Source organism: Bombilactobacillus sp. ESL1197, assembly GCF_058107145.1.
This window is the reverse complement of the sequence record NZ_JBYLTY010000001.1, coordinates 221,171-245,720: the sequence shown is the minus strand read 5'-3', so window position 1 is coordinate 245,720 and position 24,550 is coordinate 221,171. Positions and strand designations below refer to the sequence as shown.

Here is a 24,550-nt window from a genome sequence, read left to right as displayed (position 1 = left end):
AGTTCTTAATTCTTGTAAGCAGTAACGGTGTGATTTTGACGGGTATTATGCTGATAATGAATAGACTGAAAGTGAGCGGGACATTAATTGTTCTATTATTTATGGAAGTTGTCATTGTCGGAATTTATTTACTCTATAAAAAAATCATTCTGCAACAACTGTTTTTCTTATTATTATCTTTTTTAATTTTGCTGACAACTAGCCAGTTGAGTGAAGTACTACTATATAAAGTTTTCAAAATTTCATATTTAATTCAAGAGAATAGTTTAAATTGGATCTGGGTGAATGTTGTAATTGCTTTAATATCTGATTTAATGATTGTTAAGCTCTTAAATTGGGGTTTTGAAAAGTTACACACTTATCAGGTGCTGCAAAAACATAGAGTAACTATGTTAATTACTAGCTTGATAACAATCATGATGATGATTGGTTATTTTTATTTAATGAATCAAGCAGTTACTACCAATCAAACTATTACGCAAATTAGTCTTTTGTTCTTAGGAACTTGTCTTTTATTTATCTTAACGTTTTTGTTATGGAGTCGTGATCGAAATCAACAACGACAATTACAGCTAGAACAGGAAAATCGGCAACAGCTCACTGCTTATTTGAAGACTTTAGAAAATGCGCAGCAAGAATTCCGTAAGTTTAAGCATGATTATCTCAATATTTTGTCAGGTATGGCTGGTTATATTGAAGATCAAGATCTAGCGGGTCTGAAAAAATATTTTTACGGAGTAATTAAAAATAATCAGGTCCAACAAACCACGGATTTATTTAATCTGTCATCTTTGAGTAATTTAAAAATTGTTGAAATTAAAGGTTTATTAGCTGTTAAGTTAGGACAATTGACCACTTTAAAAGACCGCATTCATGTAGAAATTGCTCAGGAAGTGAGACAATTTCCACAGAATGTTTCAATACTGGATTACAATCGTTGTTTGGGGATTTTATTAGATAACGCTCTTGAAGCAATTGAAGATTTAGCCAAAAGCACAGCAGCGCAAAGCTTAATGACTATTGTTATTTATGACGATTCTAGTCAGTTAACGACAATTATCAAGAACCATTATCAAAACTCGATTAATCTCAAACAAATTTATCAAGCTAATTACTCAACTAAAGCTGATCATTCAGGGTTAGGACTGGCAAATATCAAGGAAATTACCCAGCAATATTCCCATCTGAGTTTACAAACTGAAGTTACTAAAGAAGAATTTATTCAAAAATTAATTATCAAAAAAGAGCAGTAAAATGGATATATACCTGTGTGAAGATGACAACGCGCAATTAAAAAGATTGCAAAAAATAATTAATAATTATTTATTGATTGAAAATTTAGATATGCAAATTGTACAAGCCACTGCTGACCCACAAGAAGTTTTAAAAACTTTACAGTTGAACAATTCGACACCCAACATTTATTTTTTAGATATTGATTTGCAGACACAATTAAATGGTTTGGAATTAGCAGCAGAAATCAGAAAATTTGATAGTTTAGGTACTATTGTTTTTGTGACGACACATGATGAATTAGCTCGGGAAACTTTTAAATACCAAGTTGCGGCGTTGGATTTTATAGTTAAAGATAATCCGCAGCAGTTGCAACATGATGTCATTCAAATCTTGATTAAAGTTCAAGAGCAGTTAAAACAACAGCAACAACAACGAAAATTACTGGTCGTCAAAACGACTGATCAAATTTTGTATTTAGATTGTCAACAAATAGAGTTCATAGAAACTTTGGGTGACCATAAACTGTTAATTCATGAAATAACTAAACAAGAAACAATAAATAGTGACCTGAAAGATTTGGAGCAGCGCTTGCCCACTAATTTTGTGCGGATTCATAAATCGGTTATTATTAATACTGATTTTCTGTTGCAATTTAATAAAAAGCAAAAGGTAGTTGTTTTACAAAATGGAATTACTTGTCCGGTTGCTCGTCGCAAGGTCAAAACTTTAGAGAATTTGTTAGCTGCTAATTAAGTTGAGTAAGCATGTTGCTAGTTTTAAAAAGTGCGCTAGGTTAGATTGAGAGCTAGGCTAACTTGCAGATGCTTTGAGAAATCGGTATGATTAAGAAAAATTGTAAAGGGGTAGCAAAAGATGTTATTAGGTAGTGTTGAAGCTGGGGGAACCAAATTTGTTTGTGCTGTGGGCAACGAGGATTATCGGATTTTAGATCAGACGCAGTTTCCAACGACTGATCCGCAAACGACAATTCAGCAAATGATTACATATTTTCAGAAGTTTCCTGAATTAGCCGCTATTTCGGTCGCTTCGTTTGGACCCATTGAATTACAAAAAAATAATCAATATTATGGTTATATTACCGATACGCCGAAAGCCAAGTGGCATTATGTCGATTTAATTGGCCCGTTAAAGCGCAATTTTGACGTGCCTGTTTACTTCACCACGGATGTTAACGGCTCCGCATACGGTGAATATGTGACAGCTAATTTATTTAATGAAAAAATTAATTCTTTAGTTTATTACACTGTCGGTACTGGCGTCGGTGGTGGGGCCGTTTTAGACGGTAAGATTTTGCAAGGTATTGGTCATCCAGAAATGGGACACACATTTGTCAAACGCCATCCTGATGATTTGGATTTTGCGGGTATTTGTCCGTTTCATCATGATTGCTTAGAAGGCTTGGTTTCAGGCCCAACCTTTGAAGCACGCTTAAACAAAGCCGGTAAAGATGTCCCACATGAACATCACGTTTGGGACATTATGGCTTATTATGTGGCACAAGCTGCTGTGCAACAAACCTTAATTTTACGGCCAAATAATATTGTTTTTGGTGGCGGTGTAATTAGCGAAGATTTCTTAGTGAAAGTGCGCCAACAATTTAAAACATTATTGAATGATTATGTACAAGTGCCTGCTTTAGATAAGTATATTACCATGCCGCGAGTGAAGAATAATGGCTCAGCAACTTTAGGCAATTTTGCATTAGCTTACCAAATTCAAAATGCGTAATTAAAATTAAATGTTAAATGTAAAAACTGAGTTTAACTGGCGAAAGATCCGCGGTGGAGACTCAGTTTTTTTGCGATTATTTAATCGTTAAGCATTCTTCGTATAAGGCAGTCTTGAGTTGATTAACAGGGATCGCCAAGTTGGGTTGCTTGAGACTGACAATGCCCATTTGAATGGGCAGAATTTGCGAGATGATGGGGATAACTTGCAATTGTTTTTGCGGTGCTTGTTGTTGCATAAAATATTCGGTCACCATGCCAGCAATTTCATTTTGCTGCACAATTGCGAGACAAGCGGAGTAATCATTAACCTCATATTCAATATTGGCTTTGAGATGATTTTGCAGAAAATATTCGTCTAAGTGTTGCCGCACAACGAATTGGTGCTTGAGGGCTACTAAGGGGTTTAAGAAAAGTTCAGCAAAAGTAATTTGCTTTTTTTGAGCCAACTTACTCCATTTTTTGGGAATTAAGGCAACGGTTTTATCAGTGAACAAAAAAGTGAATTCTAACAAGGGATCTTGCGTGATGCTACGTGCTAGCGGAGTAATGGCTAAGTCTAATTGATTATTTTTTAATTGCGTTAACATTTGGTTGGTGTCTAATTGAACAAATTCAAAAAGAAATTGTTGGCGTAAATGTTTACCCGCTTGCACAATGAGTGGCGTTAAGTAATTACCACTGACGCCAATATGTATCGTTTGTCTGGAAGAAGGATTTTCCTTAACACTAGGAATTGCGCGACTGATAATTTGGGCTTGTTGTAAAATTAATTTCGTATGGCGATAAAGTTCTAACCCGGCTGCTGTCGGGCGCATTGTGCGGCCTTCGCGCACCAGCAATTTGGTCCCTAATTCTTTTTCTAAATGTTTCATTTGAATACTGAGATTCGATTCAACGGTTCCCAGTGACTGCGCAGCTTGACGATAACTATCGTGAGAAATGATCGCGGCAAAATATCGTAACTGTTTGAGTTCCATAATTTCCCCCTGATTTAAAAATGTGTTTTTAGATACCAATAGTTCATGTTGAAACTAGACTTTGAAACTGATTATCAACCAATAAATCCCTCATAGTTTGCCAAACAACTACAAGGGATGTGAGAAATTAGCTGGCACTAACAATTGGTGCAGCGCTTATTTGAATGTTAAGAATCTCCTTTGTAGCTTCACAGAACTAATTTTCATTAAAGGATCGTTGTAGGTATCATAGTGTGCAAAATTAGAAAAGTCAAGTCGCGGTCAACGGGATTTGTTATAATAGAAGCAAATTAAAATTGTTGAGGATGATCATTGTGTTAAATATTTTTATCGTACGACATGGCCAAACGGATACTAATAAAAGTAATCGAATTAACGGTGCTCAAACCGATTTACCATTAAATTCGGTGGGGATTCAGCAAGTACAAACTTTACATACTAGCTTTGATATTAAACAAATTGATTGTATCTATGCTAGTCCTTTGAAAAGAGCATTCCAAACAGCCGAAATTTTAAGTGCAGACGCTTTGCCGATAAAGACGGATGTTCGTTTGAAAGAAATTGATTATGGTAATTGGGACGGTCAAGCAACGGACTTAATTTACCAGCAATATCCCCAAGTGTTTGACGAATTGGGATATTTAACTGAGGACTATGTAAAGTATTGCACGGGTGAAAGTTACGATCATTTGGCGCAACGCTTACAGAGCTTTTGGCAAGATTTATTAGCTCAGCATCACGATCAACAAATTTTATTAGTATGTCACGGAACTGTGTCACGTGTTTTGATTCAACGCCTATTTCACATTCCCATGGTGAGTGCTGTGGGTGAAGTCAAAAATGCGGGAGTAATTAACGTTGCTGTCAATGAACAGACGGGGGCCGCATATTTGCGCTATTATAACCGCCAAGCGCCAGGAGTCTTTGATGAAGTTAACTAATTCTCCAAATGTTCAGCGTTGTCCGTGGGTGGGCGCTGATTCCTTAATGATACGCTATCATGACCACGAATGGTGTCGGCCGACGCATGCTGATCGTAAGTTATTTGAATTTTTAGTACTGGAAATGATGCAAGCAGGCTTAAGTTGGAAAACCGTCTTGCATAAGCGTCGAGCGATGAATCAAGCATTTTGTTATTTTGACGTGCAAAAAATTGCGCAGGCAGATCCCTTAATGCAGGCTGCTTGGTTGCAGAATCCAGCTTTAATTAGGAATAAACGAAAGCTAGCGGCGATGGTTAATAATGCCCAAGTCTTTTTATCAGTACAACAACAATTTGGTACTTTCAACCAATGGGTTTGGACTTTAGCTGGTAATCGGGTGCACAATCACCACTGGCAGTCGCCAGAACAGGTGCCTACCACGTCACCTTTAGCGCAAAAAATGACCCGTGATTTTAAACAAAAAGGTTTTAAATTTGTCGGTCCCACGATTATGTATTCTTACTTGCAGGCTATTGGTGTTGTTAATGATCATTTACAAAGTTGTTCTTTTAAATAGTCTTATTTATAGTGCTTCAAAGATGCCTTTATTATGCAGGGTTGATGGTAATTATCAATTCCTTGGTGATAAGGGTATTTTTTTAGTTATTACTAGAAATTTGAGTGACAGTAGGAGTGCTGATTTCATTTTTTTACAAAAAAAACTTACATCAAATTTTTTATTTTGCTAAGATAATCAAGTTGCGAAAAAATGAATTGAAATTCAAAGGAGTTTTTACATGGATGAAATGAAAGCTGTTGTAAAAGTGCAAAAACCCTGGCTAGTCATGTCTAGTATGTTAATTGGGGCCTTTGTGGGGATGTTATCGGAAACATCATTAAACATTGCACTACCACAATTAATGAAGGCTTTTAATGTCAGTGCTGCCACTGTGCAGCTCTTAGTCACTGGTTATATGTTAGTTATTGGTATTGTGTTACCATTTTCGAGTTTATTAACGAAATGGTTTACGACACGGCAAATTGTGATTTTTGGGTTAAGTGATTTTATTGTCGGCGCGATTATTGCGGCGCTGGCACCAAACTTTGGTATTTTGTTGTTAGGTCGAGTCATTCAAGGCTTAGGGACGGGTTTAATCTTACCGTTAATGTTTACTGTCGCAATGACGATTTTCCCGCCGTATAAATTAGGCGCAGCGATGGGTGTTTGTGCGTTGGTGATTATGTTAGCACCAGCTGTTGGTCCCACGTTAACGGGTTTAATTTTAGGCAAATTAACTTGGCATTGGGTATTTTGGTTGTTTGTTCCGTTTTTAGCCATTGGTTTAATTTTAGCGATCTTTGGTTTAAAAAATGTTGGGCAAATTTCTAAGCCTCATGTTGATCTTTGGTCAGTTTTAGAATCCGTTGTTGGTTTTTCCGCCTTAGTGTTAGGCGTTAGTTTTGCAAGTGAATGGGGCTGGGGTTCACCTTTAGTCTTAGGTTTATTAGTTGTGGGAATTATTGTCTTAGTTTTATATGCTTGGCGGCAATTACATTTGACCACTCCAGTGTTGAACTTACATGTCTTTAGACATCCAGCGTTTACCTTAGGAGCACTAGGCGTCATGTTAGACTTTGCGATTATTTTGTCGGCAATGTATTTATTGCCACAATATTTGCAGCAAGGACTGTCACTACCAGTTGCTCTAACAGGAATGATTATGTTACCTGGAGGGATTATTAACGCGATTGTGTCTGCCGTAGCAGGCCGTTTATATGATACTTTTGGGGCTAAGAAACCGGCTGTGGCTGGCTTTTTAATCGCTGTTTTAGGTGTGGTTATGTTATTATTATCCAATCAACATTCAACGCTGTTTTACATTATTTTGGCGCACGTGATCTTAATGATTGGCTGTCCACTAGCGATGTCACCTGCTCAAACGCATGCTTTGAATTCTTTATCTGGAATTGAGTCCGCGGATGGTAGTACGATTTTAAATACAATGCAACAAGTTGTCGGTGCTGTGGCTACGGCCTTATCAACGAGCTTTTTAAGCTTAGGCCAACATAATATTGCAGGCAATATGGCAACGAAGTTTACCAATGGTGTCCACTATGGCTTGTACTTCACCTTAGCTCTAGCCATTGCTGGGGTCTTAATTGCTTTTAATTTACGCAAGCAAGATCCACAAACACACTTAGAAGAAAAATAAAATGTTTGAAAAACAGAAGTTGGAACAATTTTCTGACTTTTGGTGCATCATAAAGCAAAAATGTTCGTATTAAATACGAGCATTTTTTTGTATCCGCTGCTTTTTTAGACGTTTTGATTGACTTAGAGTTAACTATAAGTATTATGATTAAAACGTAGTTGAGTAGTTTTTCAGCAGTTTGATAGCAGTATTTGATATTAGCGCTCCAAAGGACAAAAACTTGCGCCTAACTACGCCCAAGTACTAAAGTTAAAACCGATTTTAGTCTTGGTCTAGGTTATTGCTCAGTTTTTAAACGTCCTTTGTCGCAGTATTTGATATAGCGCTCCAAAGGACAAAAACTTGCGCCTAACTACGCCCAAGTACTAAAGTTAAAACCGACTTTAGTCTTGGTCTAGGTTATTGCTCAGTTTTTAAATGTCCTTTGTCGCAGTATTTGATATAGCGCTCCAAAGGACAAAAACTTGCGCCTAACTACGCCCAAGTACTAAAGTTAAAACCAACTTTAGTTTTGGTCTAGGTTATTGCTCAGTTTTTAAACGTCCTTTGTCGCGGTATTTGATATAGCGTTCCAAAAACCAAAAGCTTGCGTTTAACTACAACTAAGCTCTCAAGTCAAGAATCGACTTAAGCCCTTAGTTTAGGTTAATCCTCAGCTTTTAAGCGGTTTTTGTCGCAGTATTTTATTAAAGGAGAGATGATGATGAGTATTTTAACAGAAGACTATACTTTAGCTAACGGCGTCAAAATTCCTAAGTTAGCTTTTGGAACATGGTTAATTGATAATGATCAAGTTCAACAACCAGTTCAAACAGCTTTGGCTGCTGGTTATCGTCATATTGATACAGCTCAAGCTTATGGTAATGAAGCCGGTATTGGTCAAGCCCTACAAGCTTCAGGAGTTAAGCGTTCAGATATTTTTGTCACTTCAAAATTGGCTGCTGAAATCAAGTCTTATCAAGAAGCAGTGGCTGCCATTGATCAATCACTGCAAACAATGGATTTGGACTATCTGGATTTGATGATTATTCATGCACCGCAGCCGTGGTCTGATTTTCGTAATGGTGAACATTATTTTGAAGGTAACTTAGCGGCTTGGCGCGCTTTAGAAGAAGCCTATCAAGCTGGTAAGTTGCGCGCTATTGGCGTTTCCAATTTTGAAAAGGTAGACGTTGATAATATTGTGAAGAATGGCTCGGTTAAACCAATGGTTAATCAAGTGTTAGCTCATATTGCTAATACACCATTTGAGCTAATTGATTATTGCCAAAAGCAGGATATCTTAGTTGAAGCCTATTCACCAGTCGCACACGGTGAGATTTTACAAAATCCGCTCGTACAACAAATGGCTGCTAAGTACCAAGTTGAGCCCGCACAGTTATGTATTCGTTATTGTCTACAACTCAATTTGTTACCATTACCAAAGTCACAAACACCAGCGCATATTAAGAGTAATACGCAAGTTGATTTTGAAATTTCAGCCGCTGATATGGAGCAGTTAAAAACCATTGAACATATTAAAGATTATGGTCAAGCAAACGATTTTCCAGTGTATGATAAATCGGATAAATAAAAGTTAACCAAAAATGGCAGCTCATTTAGATTGAGCTGTCTTTTTGATTGCTTTGAAAGTGAAATAAAAAAATAGTACGCAGATTTGAGTTGTTTTATAAAGGGTAGAAACTGGCATTTAACTACAAAAAAATCCTCAAGTTAAAAACTAACTTCAGGATTTTTTTTAGGCTATACTCAGTTTCTAAACAAATCTTTTGTCATGAATTTATAATCCTGAGCTTTGACCCGCTCTTTGTCGCAACTAAAATTATTGAACTCGTTGTTCATCACGCTTTTGTTGTTGCTTTTGGGATTGCTTTTGTTCAACTTTTTGTTTGGTATCTTTGGCAGAACCACTCAAGCGATCTTGCAAGCTAACGGAATCTTTTTCATGTTGTTGTTGAGTCTTAATGTCTACGACACTGACATTAACTTCCACGACATCTAAATCAGTCATGGATTTAACTTTTTCAAAAATTTGCTTTTTAATTTGATCATATAATTTTGCGATATCAATGCCGTATTCAGCAACAATATCAATATCAACTGCTACTTGTTTTTTACCGACTTCAACATTAATACCGGAAGTAACATCATCATTGTTGACTAATTTATCCGTTAAATTAGAGAAAAAGCCACCATCAATTGTTAAAAGACCATCAATATCTGATAAAGCAATGCCAATGATTTTTTGAATAACTTTGGAATCATAAGTTAATTCACCTTTAATTTGTTCTGCATTCGTATTTGTTGTTTGTGCCATTTTGATCTTCTCCTTTATCCAAAATTAAATTATTTATCATGCAATTGTTGCAGTAGTGGCCAATAATGACCAACAAGGCCACCGATGATTGCCAGTACTACTAAGAAAATAGTGCTTAAAAAACCTAAAACCAAAAAACAAACTGCTAAAAGTAAACCAATAATCACGCCAATAGTTTCGCCAGCGTGTTGGTCCAACCATTCTTTCATTGGAATGCCTCCTTAATAAACACGCTTTTTCTTCGGATCAGTCTGTGACTCAAAATTGGTAAAACGAATTTCAATCTTGGGCTTTTGTTGGACTCCTAATAACTGACGTAAATTATCTTCTAGTTGCTTTAAGTAGGCCACTAGCTTTTGTTTGACGCTATCACCGGGAGCTAAATCCCCGCTGACTTTAATCCGCAAATAATGGTTGGTTAATTTGGAACTAACTTTGGGATTTTGCAGGTAAGGTAAGTCCGCCAGTGAAGCGTTGATAAAGCCATTAATGGCCTTATTAGTAATTTTGACTTGTCCAGTGGGTTTATGAATTAATTGAAATTTATTGCGTGTCGGCCAGAAAATTAAAATTAGTAATAAGACAATTATTAATAAACCACTCAAGGCACTAATAATTACCAGGTACCAAATCCAAAGATCATTTAGTGAGACTAAATCAGGCAATTTTAGTCCTAGATATTGTTGCCACAAATGATTATTGCTCCATAAAATATAGAGCGGTAGCGGTAATAAAAGAATTAAGCTAATAATTAAAAACCATTTTTTGCTTCGTTTCAATTTTTCACTATCCTTTCTCCAACTAATTGTTATGGTAGCACGCGATCTGTTAGCGGTCTAATAATATGATTATTTGGTGAGAAATATTTTAAATCTTGTTAGTTTTTTGTCCAAAGTAAGACTTGAAACGTGTAATTTAACGGTATCAATTGTAGACTAAGGGCAAATAATGGAAATGGGTGGATAACATGAAGCAAACAATTCTGCAAGCTAACCAATACATTAAAAACGCTAAAGTTTGTGAAGTGGCGACGATTGATCGAATGGGTTTTCCCAGTCTTGTTTCGTTAACCCCCTTAACTTATCAACGCAGTGTGGCGACTATCTTGTTTTACACACGGTTTGAAAACTCTACAGTGGTTAATTTGGCCAATTGTGCCAATGCTGCTGTACTTTTTTTTAACGAACAAGATTATTCGTCAGTGATGTTAAAAGGTAGTCTGAAAATTGTGGCCCCCATTTCGGAACAAATGCGGCATAATTTAACAACTTTTCAAAAGCAATTACAATATGAACATCCCATTTTTTTACAGTTTCATACGTTATCAGTTAAACTACGCTCTGCTAATTTAAGTAATGATTTTACCAGCCAGCAGGGCAGTAGCGCGCATAATAAGATGGAAACAAAAAATTAATGCTCACATTGGGTCTTAGATCATCCGAGCATTAATTAATGATTGTGTTTTAAAAGTCAACAGTTTCTACTCCAGCGGATTCAGACTTTAAAATTGAATTCGGTTAGTGCTTTACTGTTAAACGAATTTTGTTTTAGCGATTTGAATTACCTAATTAAGTTAACAATATTGCGTTTAGCAGCGCGGCGGGCGGGAGTATAGCTAAAGATAATGCCTACTAATAAGACAATTACTAAGACGATAATAATGTTGGTGGCTGTAATATCCATGGCAAAATGTTGAATATGCATGGCATTGACAATTGCTTGAATACTCAGGGCTAGTAATAAGGATACCAACCCACCAGCTAAAGTTAATAGGGTTCCTTCCATTAAAAATTGCAACGTAATATCATGTTTGCTGGCACCGATGGAGCGGCGTAAACCAATCTCTTGCGTACGTTCAGCAATATTAGCAGTCATGGTGGTCATAATCCCCATCCCGGCAGTTACTAATGAGATCCCGGCAATAATGGCAATAAAGGCGGCCAGCATTTTAATAATTTTATCCATTTGTTTTTTGGCACCACTTGTATCCGGACAACTATAATCGCCCAAAGTATGATAAAAACCCTTGTTCTCTAACGTTTGTAAAATTTGAGCTTTGGCGTGTTGTTCTTGTTTTGCGGAGAGGTTCTTTTGTAAAGTGACATCCATTTCATCATAATCGTTAGCATGGCGTCCCTTGAGTAAACGATAATCATCTTGACTGATTCTGCCGCCAGCGGGGCCAGAGCCAATGGCGGGCACTGGTTTACTATAAAGTTTCGTAACTTTAAACGGGCGATCTTGGATGAAGAGATATTCCCCCACGCGGATATTACTAAAATTCGTATCTTTGAGTAAAGCCTGATTTAATTCAATAACATTAGTTTTATGAGCATTGGGCCCAGATTTAATGGCTTCCAAATCCAATGATTTATTTTGCCCTTGCCAAACGAGATTCTTACTCAAAATGTCGTAAGACGGCAGAGTGACTTTTTGAACATGGGGCAAATTGCGAATTAGTTGTAAATCTGATTTTTGAAAGCTCCCAGTCTCTTCGTTGGGAATATATTCAATCATGAGCTTGTCACCTTCGTAACCTTGGAAAAAGAGGTGACTCACCGTTTTACTTAAACCATTACCGATGCCGAGGACTAATAAAACACTTAATGTGCCCACGATAATGCCCATGACCGACATCAGATTACGGAAGAAGCGTTTGCGTACACTATTAATAGCGATGCGCAGGTTGTTAAAAAATTTCATTGATATAACCGCCCATCTTTGATTTTGATAATCCGATCAGCAAATTGTGCCACCATTTCGCTATGCGTCACCATAATGATGGTTTTGTGTTGCTTAGCGTGCAAGTGTTGCATTAATTCCATGATCTTCAGCGAAGTGGCTGAGTCTAAGGCTCCGGTTGGTTCGTCGGCAATAATTAGTTTGGGGTCATTAACCAAAGCTCGTGCAATTGATACCCGCTGTTGCTGACCACCAGATAATTGCGTGGGGTATTTATTGGTTTGATCACTTAAGCCGACTTGCTCCAAGAGTTCTAAAATTCTGGACCTACGCGAGCGAAACGGATTTTTGCTATAAACATTAGGTAAATTGACATTGTCGAAAATAGTATAGTTGCGCAATAATTTGAAATTTTGAAAGACAAAACCAATGTATTGATTACGCAAATGTGATAAGCGGCGATCACTTTTGATTTGTTTCACGTTGGTCCCGTTGAGTTGATAAGTTCCTTGGTAAGCAGTGTCTAATAACCCGAGAATATTAATTAAAGTGGATTTACCCGAGCCTGAAGGCCCCATGACCGCCACGAACTCGCCCTCAGTAATGGCTAAATCGGGAATACTTAAGACATACTGATTTTTTTGATCATAGGACTTATGAATGTTCGAAAGTTGAATTACATTTGTCATTTATTTATCCTTGTCAATTAATTTAGTTTGTGGTTGTAAATAATTACGGTCAACATAATAATATTGGGGGTCTTTTTGTTGAATTTGCTCCGGACCTAAAGCTTTTTTAGTCCCGTCTGCTAGTTGCACTTGTTGGTGATGAACTAATTTTTTCGGAATTTGTGTGTATTTTGAAGGAATGGAGATAATGACGTGTTGCCCTAAACGATACGTTTGGGGAAGTGATGTTTCAAAATTATAATAAGAAACGCCCGCCGTTTGTTTAACGCTATTTAACTGTAAATAAGTGATCTGAGCCGCTTGAGCTGTTGTGTTGTTACCAGTTAAAGCTTTGACCTGAACATTATCGCCAACTTGAATTTTATTTAAATCATATTCTGAAACGGTTCCTTGAGCTTTAAACGGAGTCGTATAAACAGCGTTTTGGTCGTTACCGAGTTCAAAGACACCGTTGCTTGGAGCTAGTTGGCCGGTAGTATCTAATTTTTCACCGCGATAAACGCTGGCGCCGTTTTGAACTAATAATTGCCAATCGTTAACTTTCACGACCGGATATTTTTGTTGGTAAGTGACGTTGGCAGATAACTCCAGCGGGCTAGCAGCATGAACGACATAACTATGTTGCGTGTGCTTCGGTTTAGCAGCAGCTTTGGAGTGGGCTTGTTGACCGTGCCACCACAAACCACCACCCAGTACAAGAATAATGACGACAATAATTGTTATCCAAAGGCTTTTCTTTTTCATATTCAACATCCTTTAACTTTGAAGTATGTAACACATCAGCTGTGTACTACCACACTATAACTCTAAAAGGAGAATTTTGCAATTCACTTTTAATCTGACAGACCAAAATTTAATTTAAATAATAATTAACCTGCTAAATTACTGATTAATTGAATTTTCAACGCACTTTTTGAAAAAAGCAGTGAAAAGAAAAAAATTAATTGCACTTTCTTGATGAAATATTTATTTTATGGCCGTTAGTCAGCCTGTTAACATCAGTTGTCGATTACAGAAATAATATTAAAAAAGTAAAACTTTCTGTGATTTTTCATGTAAGAAAATGATATAGTGTTCTCTATAGATGCGGTTAAAATTGCTGGTCAGATAAAAAGTAATAGTTTTATGCTGATCTCTCGCTTGTAATTTTCAATCTATACTAAAAAGTAAGCGCTACAGTTGCATCGTTTACAAATGATCGGCAGTAGCGCTGGTCATAGTTGAAAGTTAACCGCTCAGAATGATTCAAGATTTAGGAGGAAGTTTAATGAGTTTTCCAAAAAACTTTTTATGGGGTGGCGCTACGGCGGCTAACCAATTAGAAGGTGCTTATCAAGAAGGTGGCAAGGGTTTATCACTACCAGATGCTTTGCCCGGCGGTAAGGATCGCATGGCTATTGTGAATGATCCAGAATTTGATTTTTCGATTGATACTGATAAGTATTTCTATCCCAACCATATTGGTAATGATCATTACCATCACTTTAAAGAAGATATCAAATTATTCGCAGAGATGGGTTTTAAGTGTTATCGGTTTTCCATTGCTTGGTCGCGGATTTTTCCCAATGGTGATGAAGAACAACCCAACGAAGCAGGCTTGAAATTTTATGACGAATTGATTGCTGAATGTTTGAAATATAATATTGAACCAGTCATTACGATTTCACATTATGAAATGCCTTTAAACTTAGTAACCACTTATGGTGGCTGGAAAAATAAAAAGTTAATCGACTTTTACGAACGTTTCGCTAGAACTGTCTTGACTCGTTACCATAAGCAAGTTAAGTATTGGATGACTTTTAACGAAATTAATAGTGCCGCCCATTTTCCAGTGATGGGCCAAGGTTTAGTCGTATCTAATGGTGCCAATGATAAGAAGAATATTTTCCAAGCTTGGCATAATCAATTTGTTTCGAGTTCTAAAGCTGTCAAAATTGGACATGAATTAGATCCTGATTTACAAATTGGTTGCATGATTTTGTATGCTACTAATTACAGCTATGACTCTAATCCGGTCAATCAATTAGCTTCTTTGCAAGATAATCAAGCTAATAATTTCTTCTGTGCGGATGTGCAAGTACGTGGACATTATCCAGCTTATACGAAGAGTTTATTAGCACGCGATGGTGTACAAATTAGTGATTTAGATTATACGGATGAAGAGTTAGACTTGTTGGCTAAATATCCAGTTGATTACATTGGCTTTAGTTACTACATGTCAACAGTGACGGAAGTGACTCGCTCTGATAACAAAACCACTGCTGGTAATTTAATGGGTGGCGTCGAGAATCCGTTCTTGAAGTCTAGTGATTGGGGTTGGCAAATTGACCCTACCGGCTTACGGATTGCCTTAAATGAATTGTCTGATCGCTATCAAAAACCAGTCTTTGTCGTAGAAAATGGTTTAGGTGCGATGGATCAAGCTGATGAGAATCATTACGTGGCTGATGATTACCGGATTGATTATTTACGTGAACATATCAAAGCAATCGATGATGCGATTGATGATGGGGTTGACGTGATGGGCTATACGCCATGGGGGTGCATTGACTTAGTTAGTGCTTCCACCGGTGAAATGGCAAAACGCTATGGCTTTATCTATGTTGATGAAGATAACAATTGCCAAGGAACTTTCAAACGTTACAAGAAGAAGTCCTTTGATTGGTATAAGCAGGTTATTGCCTCTAATGGTGAAAATTTAGATTAAACTAATAAACACTTGTCTCGAAATTATGAGGCAAGTGTTTTTTGATACTTGAATTTGACTAAATAATAAGTAATGATGGTCATAAAAAGAAATTATGTGAAAAAAAGTCAAAATCATTAACTTGAGGGGCGATGTGGAATGGTGAAAGCAAACAATCTAATTGTTTATTACAGTAGAACGGGTAATACAAAAGCGGTGGCGCAGATCGTTCAACAACTAGTTGGTGGCGATTTATTTGCAATCCAAGGAAAAGATACACCAATCCAAGATTACGAAGAACAAGTGCGACAAAATGTATTGGAACAAAACGAAAATATATTACCAGCAATTAAAACGCAAATAACGAATTTTGAAGACTATCAAAAAATTTTTGTGGGGGCCCCCACCTGGAATATGGCCTTACCACAAATTGTCATGACATTTCTGAAACAATATGATTTTACTAATAAAATTGTCATTCCCTTTAATACCCATGGTGGTTTTGGCAGTGGTGCGAGCTTTACGCAGATTAAACAAACTGTGCGGGCACAACAAGTGTTGCCAGGTTTTTCGTTTGAAGGCGGACTAGAAAAACGGGGCATTGGCCTAGCTATTCAAGGGCGAAAACGTCAAGAAGCCAGTCAAAAAGTGCAAGACTGGTTGCGTAAGATTAACCTAAAAGCTTAAGGCTTGTGATAAAAAATAATGAGCTGCAATATTTAAAATAAAAAACCACTGAGTAATCAGATTTTTAATCTGGCTTACTCAGTGGTTTTTGTTTCTTAGTTGTTTAAACTTTGTTGAATTAATTCGGTTTGTAAATCAGCCAATTTAGTGGTGATATAAACCGGATAAAAATCAGGATTAACCGTTCTTAATGTGGCTTCAGGTAATTCCGCTAATTTTTGCTGACATTGTTTTTGAATTTTGAACACGTCAGTTTCGCTTTTGACTACATGACCGTGGTCCAAAATTTGTTGTGATAATTCTTCAGCATCAAAGTTGGCCAGAGTAACCTGCTTTTTAACGGATAACGGATTGGAGTCCACTACTGACAAATTAGTTGGTAAAACTTCATCCGCTAAACTAATCACATCCGCAAAAGCTTGGTGATTTTGTTTGTCGTATAAGCGATAAGTTTTCTTAATGCCCGGTAAAGTTAACTTGTCTCGATTATCACTGACTTTAATCTTCGGAATTAATTGTCCATTGTCAATGACGGCTGCTAATTTATAGACACCACTGAGGACGGGGGAAGAAGCACTGGTAATTAATTTTTCCCCGACACCAAAGTTATCAATTTGTGCACCTTCATTGAGTAATGATTGAATGACGCGTTCGTCTAAGGCGTTTGAAACCGTGATTTTAATTTGAGACAATCCAGCATCATTGAGGGCTTGACGGGCTTTTTTGGTTAGTTGTGCAATATCGCCAGAATCAATGCGAATTCCACCTTGAACTTGCTGGCCGCCTTGCTGTAATTCTTGAAAGACAGTAATGGCATTAGGTAAACCCGAATTTAAGACGTCATATGTGTCAATTAAAAAGGAAGCATTGTTAGGGTAAATTTGTGCCCATTGGCGAAAAGCGGTAAGTTCATCTGGAAAAGATTCTACCCAAGCATGTGCCATTGTGCCAGCTGGGGGAATGTTAAACATTTGGGCGGCTAAGACATTTGAAGTACTGGTGCATCCACCAATAACTGCTGCTCGGGCACCGTTAACGGCACTGTCCGGTCCTTGGGCGCGGCGCGCACCAAATTCCATCACGGGTTTGTTGTGTGCGGCAAAAGTAATCCGGCGCGCTTTTGTAGCAATTAAGGATTCATGGTTTAAAATGTTTAAAATTAATGTTTCTAACAATTGCGTTTGAATTAAAGGTCCTTGGACAGTCATAATTGGTTCGCGAGGAAAGACTGGGGTACCTTCGGGGATTGCGGTAATGGAGCAGTCAAATTTAAAATTCTTGAGATAATCTAAAAAACTAGGGCTAAATGTGTTCAATGAAGCGAGATACTTAACATCGTCATCCGTATAGTGGAAATCTGCAACCGCTTCAATAACTTGCTGTAAGCCAGCAGCGATAATAAAGCTACCATTGTCGGGAACTTTGCGAAAGAAGACGTCAAACACGCCTTGTTTGTCTTTGCTAACTGCGTCATAACCATTGGCCATGGTAAATTCATATAAATCAGTCAACATTGCTAAATTTTTCATGATATAGTTGTCCTTATTAATTTTTTGACAGAGTTCAACCAACCAATATGGTCTGAATAATCGGTCAAAACTATCACAGCTAGTATAGCATTACTAGGAAAGCATGAGTAGTTTTCACCGGTAATTACTTAATTTCTAATTGATTAAGCAGAATACTTGACTTGTACGTTATGCTATGTTAACTTATCATTTGTATTATATATAATTGATAACTAACTAAAAGAATAAAAGAGGCTCCTATTCGGACACATGCTACTGTACAGAAACGTTGCGAAACGCCAATGTATAGGACAGAACTTGCCGACCGAAGGCAAGTTCCCAAGTAGCTAGACTAAGTCTTTACGCCGGGTAGTGCTAAACGAAAATTTTAGGAGTCGCGAATAATTTTTTTGCGGCTTCTTTTTTTGACTGTATCAATTGAAATTGTGACTAATGTCAGTTAGGCACGGTATGAAGAAATATTATTTGTATTACTAATATGAAGATTTTCTTTGTATCTCAACTTCAATGAAAGTTTATCAGGCAGTCAATAGGTGTTTATGAGCCTCCTTTGTTTAAAAACAAGGAGGTCTTTTTTGATGTTATCAGATCCAGAATTATTGAAGTTGGCTCAAGCGACTCCGGAAGCGGTGCAACAACAGTTTCACACGCAAACAACCGGTTTGACGAGTCCAGAAGTGACAGCTCTTCAACAAAAGTATGGGAGTAATCAGTTAATTTATCACCACAAAACTCCCGTGTATCGCCAATTTTTACGAGCTTTTGCTACACCTTTTACACTAGTACTGCTGGTTTTAGCTGTCATTTCTTTTTGGACGGATTATGTTTTAGCCAGTCCAGCTGATAAAAGTTTCACGGCGACTGTAATTATTTTAGTAATGGTTATTGTCAGTGGCACCATGACTTTAATTCAGTCCATTCAATCAAGCAATGCTGCGGAAAAATTGCAATCGTTAGTGCAGGTTAATGTCCAGGTTTTTCGAGATCGACAATTACAAACAATTGCTTTGGCTGATTTAGTACCCGGAGATATTGTTAAATTAGCTGCTGGCGATTTGATTCCTGCAGATTTAAGAGTGCTGCAAGCTCGCGATTTATTGGTATCACAAACGGCGTTAACGGGTGAAAGTTATCCGGTGGAAAAAGTAGTACAGTCAACGGACACTCATTATGAGCAAATTACTGATTTAAAAACATTAATTTTTATGGGGAGTAATGTGGTTAGTGGTACAGCTTTGGCCTTGGTTGTGGCTACCGGACAGCAGACGCGTTTTGGGGAAGTTACTCAAGGATTAACGAACAAAAAAACCACTGTGACTAATTTTGATGTGGGGATTAGTCAAACATCGTGGCTCTTAATTCGGTTTATGGCAATTATGGCCCCGATTGTTTGTGTTCTCAATGGTTTAACCAAAGGTAATTGGCTACAAGCCCTATTGTTTGGCGTTTCTACGGCAGTGGGCTTGACGCCCGAAATGTTACCCGTGATTGTGACTACTAATTTAGTCCGCGGAGCTTTAACAATGGCCAAACAGCAAACGGTGGTGAAGGACTTAAATGCGATTCAAAACTTTGGCGCCATGGATGTCTTATGTACAGATAAAACGGGGACGTTAACCCAAGATCAAATTATTTTAGAACATTATTTAGACGTGCATCAACAGGTCAATCCTCGCGTTTTACAGTATGCCTATTTAAATAGTCAGTTTCAAACGGGGTTAAATAATTTAATGGATCAGGCCATTATCCAAGCTGCGACAACTTTGGATTTAGAAGTTACGAATTATCAAAAAATTGATGAAATACCGTTTGATTTTAAACGGCGCCGTTTAAGTACAGTGGTACAGGTGCCCCAGCAAGCTGTCACCTTGGTTACCAAGGGGGCATTTGAAGAAATACTACAAATTTGCTCTTATGTAGAGGACCAAGGACAAGTGGTAGCTTTGACGCCTGAGTGGCAAAAGCAATTGCAACAACAGGTCAGGAATTTGAATCAAGCCGGCTTGCGCGTGTTAGGCTTGGCCTATAAAACCAATCCTCAAGCCTCAACTAATGCTAAATTAACAGTTGCTGATGAACAAGATATGGTCTTTTTAGGCTATTTAACCTTTTTAGATCCCCCGAAGCAATCGGTGAAACAAGCATTATCTTCTTTGGCAGAGTATGGCACACAAGTCAAAATTATTACGGGTGATAATCAATTAGTAACTTTAGCTGTTTGTCAAAAAATTAATTTTGCAGTACAGAATGTGTTAACGGGACAAGAAGTCAGTCAATTAACTCCTGAACAGTTGCAATGCGCGGTGGAAACAACCAACGTTTTTGTGAAAGTCGGGCCTGAGCAAAAAGCTTTAATTGTGCAAACTTTGCGCAAAAATCAACATGTAGTGGGCTTTTTAGGTGATGGCATTAATGATGCACCGGCCATGAAAGCTGCCGATGTAGGAATTTCCGTAGATAGTGCTGTTGATATTGCCAAAGAGTCGGCAGCAATTATCTTATTACAAAAAGATTTGCAGGTCTTAGAACAAGGAGTTTTAGTCGGGCGCCAAACTTTTGGTAACATTATGAAATATATTAAAGCGACGTGTTCTTCCAATTTTGGCAACATGTTATCCGTTTTGTGTGCTAGTATCTTTTTACCATTTTTGCCCATGCAGCCGTTACAATTACTATTTTTAAATTTGACTTATGATTTGTCCTGCTTAGTTATTCCATGGGACAAAATGGATCCCGAGTATTTAAAGGTTCCACGCAAATGGGAGGCACGCTCCATTGGCCGATTTATGGCAATTTTAGGACCGACGAGTTCATTATTTGATATTACGACGTATTTAGCCATGTATTTTGTGATTTGCCCACAAGTACTGGGGCATACTTTTGGACAAGTTCATGGTTTGGCGCAACAAGAATTTATTCAAATATTTAATAGTGGTTGGTTTGTAGAATCTCTCTGGACGCAGACTCTAGTTTTGCACGCTTTGCGAACAAAGAAAATTCCTTTTGTGCAAAGTCGTGCTGCTAAGCCAGTACTACTTGTCACAACAGTTGCCGTCCTGGTTGGTTCATTAATTCCGTTTACCGCCATTGGACACTTTTTAAAATTGGCTCCTTTGCCAACTAATTTCTGGTGGTTACTCGGATTAACGGTAGTTTGTTATTTAGTATTAGTAACAATCGTCAAAAGAATTTACGTCCAACGTTATGGAGAATTGTTATGAAATCAAAGTTGAAAACTGAATTACGTTATCCTACCCAATTAATTATTGCCTTAACTTGGTTATGTATCGGAATTGCTTGGCTATTCGTGCAACCTGTAACGTGGACAACAGGGTTATTGGCAGGTTTGTTTATTGTTGGCTCCAGTTTAATGATTGTGGATTGTAGTACTAAAGGACACCGATTTGTAAAACGTATTTGGCAAAAATGTTGTAGCAAATGCCACTTAAAAGCCGAAGACTAACTACAATTAAGGACTTAAGCATTTTTTGCTTGAGTCCTTAATTGTAGTTAGACAGTTAGATACAAGTTCCTATTCGTTGAAACACTACAATGTCTTAATTGATAGACATTCTTTGGCTTTCAAATTTGGCACAATATTTAACTTACTTTGGGTGCCGCAATTTGGCAGCGATATGTTGAAACCAAACTTCCCCAATCAATTGCGCTAGAACGTAGCCTAGAGCAATGGCTCCAGTTAATAAGGTAACATGTAAAACCTGTGTTAAGGCACTGTCACGTTGACCAGCCATGAACTGTTCCAAGGCTTGGTAGGCACTGGCGCCTGGTACCAAGGGAACGAGTCCAGGAATGTTAAAAATGGTACTGGGCTGTTTTTTTACCCGTGCTAAGATTAATCCACTTAACCCGACGACTAGCGCTCCTAAAAAGTTCGCGGCAATTTTACCAACATTAATTTGAACCAACAACCAATAACAGGTCCAGCCTAAGCTGCCAGCAAATCCGGCCCAGCCTAAAGCTTTGACTGGTACTTGAATAAAGAGCCCAAACGCCACTGTGCCGATAAAACTTAACCCGATTTGTACTAATAAGTGATACATGCTAGCACTTCCTTAACTAATTAAATAAAAAGCAATCCCCACGCCGACAGCAATGGCGCCAACGACCATGCTGGACTCAATGCCGCGTTCAATCCCCGCTAACAAATTGCCTTCAAACAAATCTCGTAAAGCATTAGTCATCGGGACGCCGGGCACTAACGGCATAATGGCGCCAATGATAATGTTATTGATACTTTGACCACCAAAGAAATGAACGTCACCCATAGCCAATAAGGCAATTACTAACGCGCCGATTAATTCGCCGACGAACCGCAAACGACTGTGTTGCCCAATTACGATAGCGATCCAATAACCTAAAGCGCCAATGATAAAAGTACTCACAAAATCCTTCCAGTCGTATTTTTGCGTGAAGATAATCATTAAACACGCACTTTCTAAGCCCGCACCAAAGGTTTGCGTTGCTAAGGAAAATAAGGGGCGATCGCGCTTGATTTGCCGTAATTGTTGCTCAAAGGTAGCTAAATCAATTTCTTGAGCTTCGTACTGGCGGGAGAGTGTATTGACTCTGGTAATGTTATTCATATTGATGCCGCGCCGTGAAATTTGTAAAAAACGAGTATACGGCGCTTTTTTAAAGCTGACTAGAACTCCCGTTAAACTGGTGAAAGCGGCATTATCAACTTCTTGACCACAAAAGGCAATGCGACGCATGGTATCTTCGACACGATACATTTCTGAACCGGCTTCCACTAAAATTTGTCCGGCTAAAAGACACACTTCCATTAATTGATCTTGCTGCATCTAAGCACCTTCTTTGAAACTAATTAATCATTATTATACTATATTCGTTAAATTGTTTGGGGGAGGTGAAAAGAGTGCAAGTTGGAATTATGGGCGGATCCGGTTATTTAGGACAGCAAGTGATCCGCCAGCTGCACAAACATCCGACTTGGCAAATCATTAGTTTTTCTCGTCATGGACAGCAAAACTTGCCAACAAATATTCAGCAAATGGCTCGATTTGTAAGCACTGATATTTTGCACGATGATCAGTGGCAACCGTGGTTAAAACAATGTGATTGGGTAATTGATTTAGTCGGAATTTTACGAGAACAGCCCCGGCAAAATATAACTTATCAAACGATGACTTTCGCTCCAGCCAAGATTGTGACAGATTATATTGTTCAACAACAATTAACCACGAAAATGTTATATGTGGCGGCCAATTGGGCACCATGGGGCTTGAAAAAATATTTATTTTATAAAGATCAAACAGCCCTGTATGTCAAACACCAGTTACAGCAGCAAGCAGTGATTATCTATCCAAATTTAATTTATGATCGACAACGGCTAACTAGTTGGGGTTTGGCGCAATTATTACGACTGAGTAATTTACCAGCCATTGCGCCGATGACCCGCATAGCGTTTAGTCAAGAAATTGATAAAATTTTGCAACAGCAAGTGAGCTTTTTGCAACGGCGCCGTTTCTTGCATGAAAAAAATATGTAATTTTACTGTAAATTAAATCAAGGGTGTTTTAAACTAAAAACATTATTGTTATTTTACTGAACTGGGAGGAGTAAGGTTGATGTCAAAAAAAGAAAGATTTATGACTACTTTAGGCTGGATTGCTACGGGAACAGCGATTTTAATGTATGTTTCCTATATCCCACAAATTATTAGTAATTTACATGGAGCGAAGGGTAATCCAGCGCAGCCACTAGCGACCGTCTTGAATACCTTATTGTGGGTTATCTATGCTTTATTCAAAGATCATCGTGATTATCCATTGGCCGTTAGTAATGGTGCCGGTGTGATTTTTGGGGCTTTGGCAGTATTAACAGCTTTATAAAAAAACAAAGAGAAGTGGGGATCAAAAGAATTTTTCGTAAATTTCGACGAATGTTTTCTTTTTGTCCAACTTCTCTTTTTTAATTTTACCAACAATTTGGTAAGTGATTAATTGAGGTATTTAATGATGAATGTTGAAAATTAATTATGATAAAATTCTCAAATTTGAGAATGGCAATAAGCACCATGTCAGTGATTGATTAAATTGTTCGCACCTTCGTGGCATCACCACTGGCAATGACTTGCAAGCCGTGAGCGGTTTGTAAAATTAAACTGGCTTTTTGAGTAACACCGACAATTTGGCCGTAAACGACCTTTGGCCCCATTTGCACTTGCACTGTCTGGTTTTTCCAAGCCAGCTTGTCTTGATAGTCGGGTAAGAAAAAGCCAGTCGCAAAATGATCTTTGAAGTGCCAGATTTGCTGCAATAAATGGACGATCAACTGACAGATTGCTTGCTCAGTCGGTTGTTTGGTCAAAAGATTGGCCCCAGTTGCTAAGTGCTCTTGATAAAGATTAAGACCAATGCCAATAATAGCAACTTGGGGACGCGGCTGTTCGACTAAAATGCCAGAAATTTTTTGATCATTGACTAAAAGATCATTGACCCATTTAATTTGGGTTTCGAGTTGCCATTGTTGTTCAATGGCCTGATTTAAACACCAAGCAATACCGGTTGTTAAGAGTCCTTGATTTTGGGCAGTTAACTTTGGCAAAGCTAAACCAAGTGAGAGATAAATGCCACCAGTTTGAGAAATAAAGTTACGCCCTTTTTTACCATAGCCATTCGTTTGTTGATTACTGATCACTAGCTGAGGTGAAAATTTTTTTTGGCGGGCGACTTGTTGCTTTAATAATTGGTTGGTGGAAGTGACTTGATCATACCAAGCAATTTGCTGAGCTAAAAACGGCAGCTGCTGGTTTAATTGTTGTTCTAACAAAGTTAAATGTTGCATAATTAATTAGACCTCACATGAGTAAACTAATT

25 protein-coding genes and 1 riboswitch are annotated in these 24,550 nt (G+C 37.8%); of the genes, 14 read left to right on the top strand and 11 right to left on the bottom strand.

The genetic code is table 11. The features are described from left to right. The first annotated feature begins 56 nt into the window (after window positions 1-56). From AC3B6B_RS00980 to scrK, 3 genes are all read left to right on the top strand, one after another. Window positions 57-1,253 (top strand): GHKL domain-containing protein, encoded by a 1,197-nt coding sequence (locus AC3B6B_RS00980; RefSeq protein WP_489756849.1) that lies wholly within the window; start codon window positions 57-59, stop codon window positions 1,251-1,253. 1 nt (window position 1,254) lies between these two features. After that, window positions 1,255-1,989 (top strand): LytR/AlgR family response regulator transcription factor, encoded by a 735-nt coding sequence (locus AC3B6B_RS00975; RefSeq protein ID WP_489756848.1) that lies wholly within the window; start codon window positions 1,255-1,257, stop codon window positions 1,987-1,989. Window positions 1,990-2,109: 120 nt separating this feature from the next. Continuing rightward, window positions 2,110-2,985, top strand: coding sequence for a fructokinase ScrK (gene scrK, locus AC3B6B_RS00970; protein ID WP_489756847.1), 876 nt, complete (start codon window positions 2,110-2,112; stop codon window positions 2,983-2,985). A gap of 76 nt (window positions 2,986-3,061) precedes the next feature. Here scrK and AC3B6B_RS00965 read toward each other — a convergent pair whose 3' ends face one another. Beyond that, the gene (locus AC3B6B_RS00965) at window positions 3,062-3,964 is read right to left on the bottom strand and encodes a LysR family transcriptional regulator (RefSeq protein ID WP_489756846.1); all 903 of its coding nucleotides are present in this window, start codon (window positions 3,962-3,964) and stop codon (window positions 3,062-3,064) included. Between the two features lie 314 nt (window positions 3,965-4,278). On the opposite strand from AC3B6B_RS00965, the gene AC3B6B_RS00960 reads away from it, so the two are divergent. From AC3B6B_RS00960 to AC3B6B_RS00945, 4 genes are all read left to right on the top strand, one after another. Further along, window positions 4,279-4,905 carry a histidine phosphatase family protein gene (locus tag AC3B6B_RS00960; protein ID WP_489756845.1) on the top strand — a complete coding sequence of 209 codons (627 nt, stop codon included), beginning with the start codon at window positions 4,279-4,281 and terminating at the stop codon, window positions 4,903-4,905. Next, the gene (locus AC3B6B_RS00955; RefSeq protein ID WP_489756844.1) at window positions 4,892-5,464 is read left to right on the top strand and encodes a DNA-3-methyladenine glycosylase I; all 573 of its coding nucleotides are present in this window, start codon (window positions 4,892-4,894) and stop codon (window positions 5,462-5,464) included. The genes AC3B6B_RS00960 and AC3B6B_RS00955 overlap by 14 nt, the downstream gene beginning before the upstream one ends. Before the next feature lie 229 nt (window positions 5,465-5,693). Beyond that, window positions 5,694-7,100 (top strand): DHA2 family efflux MFS transporter permease subunit, encoded by a 1,407-nt coding sequence (locus tag AC3B6B_RS00950; RefSeq protein WP_489757693.1) that lies wholly within the window; start codon window positions 5,694-5,696, stop codon window positions 7,098-7,100. Between the two features lie 703 nt (window positions 7,101-7,803). Then, window positions 7,804-8,673, top strand: a complete 870-nt coding sequence (locus AC3B6B_RS00945) for an aldo/keto reductase (RefSeq protein ID WP_489756843.1) — start codon at window positions 7,804-7,806, stop codon at window positions 8,671-8,673. A gap of 249 nt (window positions 8,674-8,922) precedes the next feature. On the opposite strand, the gene AC3B6B_RS00940 is transcribed toward AC3B6B_RS00945, so the two are convergent. The 3 genes from AC3B6B_RS00940 to amaP are packed head-to-tail and all read right to left on the bottom strand — an operon-like array spanning window position 8,923 to window position 10,196. After that, window positions 8,923-9,417, bottom strand: a complete 495-nt coding sequence (locus AC3B6B_RS00940; protein ID WP_489756842.1) for an Asp23/Gls24 family envelope stress response protein — start codon at window positions 9,415-9,417, stop codon at window positions 8,923-8,925. A gap of 29 nt (window positions 9,418-9,446) precedes the next feature. Then, window positions 9,447-9,626: a DUF2273 domain-containing protein gene (locus tag AC3B6B_RS00935; protein ID WP_489756841.1), complete on the bottom strand. Its 180-nt coding sequence runs from the start codon at window positions 9,624-9,626 to the stop codon at window positions 9,447-9,449. Window positions 9,627-9,638: 12 nt separating this feature from the next. Next, window positions 9,639-10,196 carry an alkaline shock response membrane anchor protein AmaP gene (gene amaP / locus AC3B6B_RS00930; RefSeq protein ID WP_489756840.1) on the bottom strand — a complete coding sequence of 186 codons (558 nt, stop codon included), beginning with the start codon at window positions 10,194-10,196 and terminating at the stop codon, window positions 9,639-9,641. Between the two features lie 188 nt (window positions 10,197-10,384). Between amaP and AC3B6B_RS00925 the strand changes: the two genes are divergently transcribed. Then, the gene (locus tag AC3B6B_RS00925) at window positions 10,385-10,831 is read left to right on the top strand and encodes a pyridoxamine 5'-phosphate oxidase family protein (RefSeq protein WP_489756839.1); all 447 of its coding nucleotides are present in this window, start codon (window positions 10,385-10,387) and stop codon (window positions 10,829-10,831) included. A gap of 146 nt (window positions 10,832-10,977) precedes the next feature. On the opposite strand, the gene AC3B6B_RS00920 is transcribed toward AC3B6B_RS00925, so the two are convergent. From AC3B6B_RS00920 to AC3B6B_RS00910, 3 genes are read right to left on the bottom strand one after another with little or no spacing between them, the layout of a single operon-like run. Further along, complete coding sequence (locus AC3B6B_RS00920; RefSeq protein ID WP_489756838.1) at window positions 10,978-12,120, bottom strand: ABC transporter permease; 1,143 nt, start codon at window positions 12,118-12,120, stop codon at window positions 10,978-10,980. Next, entirely contained in the window at window positions 12,117-12,788 is a 672-nt protein-coding gene (locus AC3B6B_RS00915) for an ABC transporter ATP-binding protein (protein WP_489756837.1), read from the bottom strand. The genes AC3B6B_RS00920 and AC3B6B_RS00915 overlap by 4 nt, the downstream gene beginning before the upstream one ends. Then, window positions 12,789-13,532 carry a hypothetical protein gene (locus tag AC3B6B_RS00910; protein WP_489756836.1) on the bottom strand — a complete coding sequence of 248 codons (744 nt, stop codon included), beginning with the start codon at window positions 13,530-13,532 and terminating at the stop codon, window positions 12,789-12,791. Window positions 13,533-14,055: 523 nt separating this feature from the next. Here AC3B6B_RS00910 and AC3B6B_RS00905 point away from each other — a divergent pair. Continuing rightward, window positions 14,056-15,495 carry a 6-phospho-beta-glucosidase gene (locus AC3B6B_RS00905; RefSeq protein ID WP_489756835.1) on the top strand — a complete coding sequence of 480 codons (1,440 nt, stop codon included), beginning with the start codon at window positions 14,056-14,058 and terminating at the stop codon, window positions 15,493-15,495. Window positions 15,496-15,633: 138 nt separating this feature from the next. Then, a complete protein-coding gene (locus AC3B6B_RS00900) occupies window positions 15,634-16,161 on the top strand; it encodes a flavodoxin (RefSeq protein ID WP_489756834.1) in 528 nt (175 codons plus the stop codon). Between the two features lie 95 nt (window positions 16,162-16,256). On the opposite strand, the gene AC3B6B_RS00895 is transcribed toward AC3B6B_RS00900, so the two are convergent. Beyond that, the gene (locus AC3B6B_RS00895) at window positions 16,257-17,693 is read right to left on the bottom strand and encodes a nicotinate phosphoribosyltransferase (protein ID WP_489757692.1); all 1,437 of its coding nucleotides are present in this window, start codon (window positions 17,691-17,693) and stop codon (window positions 16,257-16,259) included. Window positions 17,694-17,902: 209 nt separating this feature from the next. Beyond that, window positions 17,903-18,065, top strand: a riboswitch (M-box (ykoK) riboswitch). A 203-nt stretch (window positions 18,066-18,268) separates the two neighbouring features. Here AC3B6B_RS00895 and mgtA point away from each other — a divergent pair. Then, window positions 18,269-20,911 (top strand): magnesium-translocating P-type ATPase, encoded by a 2,643-nt coding sequence (mgtA, locus tag AC3B6B_RS00890; RefSeq protein WP_489756833.1) that lies wholly within the window; start codon window positions 18,269-18,271, stop codon window positions 20,909-20,911. Continuing rightward, window positions 20,908-21,153 (top strand): hypothetical protein, encoded by a 246-nt coding sequence (locus AC3B6B_RS00885; RefSeq protein WP_489756832.1) that lies wholly within the window; start codon window positions 20,908-20,910, stop codon window positions 21,151-21,153. The genes mgtA and AC3B6B_RS00885 overlap by 4 nt, the downstream gene beginning before the upstream one ends. A gap of 142 nt (window positions 21,154-21,295) precedes the next feature. Here the strand turns inward: AC3B6B_RS00885 and AC3B6B_RS00880 are convergent, their stop codons facing one another. Both AC3B6B_RS00880 and AC3B6B_RS00875 read right to left on the bottom strand, forming a co-directional pair. After that, window positions 21,296-21,751 carry a threonine/serine exporter family protein gene (locus AC3B6B_RS00880; RefSeq protein ID WP_489756831.1) on the bottom strand — a complete coding sequence of 152 codons (456 nt, stop codon included), beginning with the start codon at window positions 21,749-21,751 and terminating at the stop codon, window positions 21,296-21,298. A 12-nt stretch (window positions 21,752-21,763) separates the two neighbouring features. After that, window positions 21,764-22,513: a threonine/serine exporter family protein gene (locus AC3B6B_RS00875; RefSeq protein ID WP_489756830.1), complete on the bottom strand. Its 750-nt coding sequence runs from the start codon at window positions 22,511-22,513 to the stop codon at window positions 21,764-21,766. 74 nt (window positions 22,514-22,587) lie between these two features. Between AC3B6B_RS00875 and AC3B6B_RS00870 the strand changes: the two genes are divergently transcribed. Then, entirely contained in the window at window positions 22,588-23,220 is a 633-nt protein-coding gene (locus tag AC3B6B_RS00870) for an NAD-dependent epimerase/dehydratase family protein (RefSeq protein ID WP_489756829.1), read from the top strand. A 79-nt stretch (window positions 23,221-23,299) separates the two neighbouring features. After that, window positions 23,300-23,563 (top strand): SemiSWEET family transporter, encoded by a 264-nt coding sequence (locus AC3B6B_RS00865; protein WP_489756828.1) that lies wholly within the window; start codon window positions 23,300-23,302, stop codon window positions 23,561-23,563. 199 nt (window positions 23,564-23,762) lie between these two features. Here AC3B6B_RS00865 and AC3B6B_RS00860 read toward each other — a convergent pair whose 3' ends face one another. Next, the gene (locus tag AC3B6B_RS00860) at window positions 23,763-24,518 is read right to left on the bottom strand and encodes a biotin--[acetyl-CoA-carboxylase] ligase (RefSeq protein ID WP_489756827.1); all 756 of its coding nucleotides are present in this window, start codon (window positions 24,516-24,518) and stop codon (window positions 23,763-23,765) included. Between the last annotated feature and the right edge of the window lie 32 nt (window positions 24,519-24,550).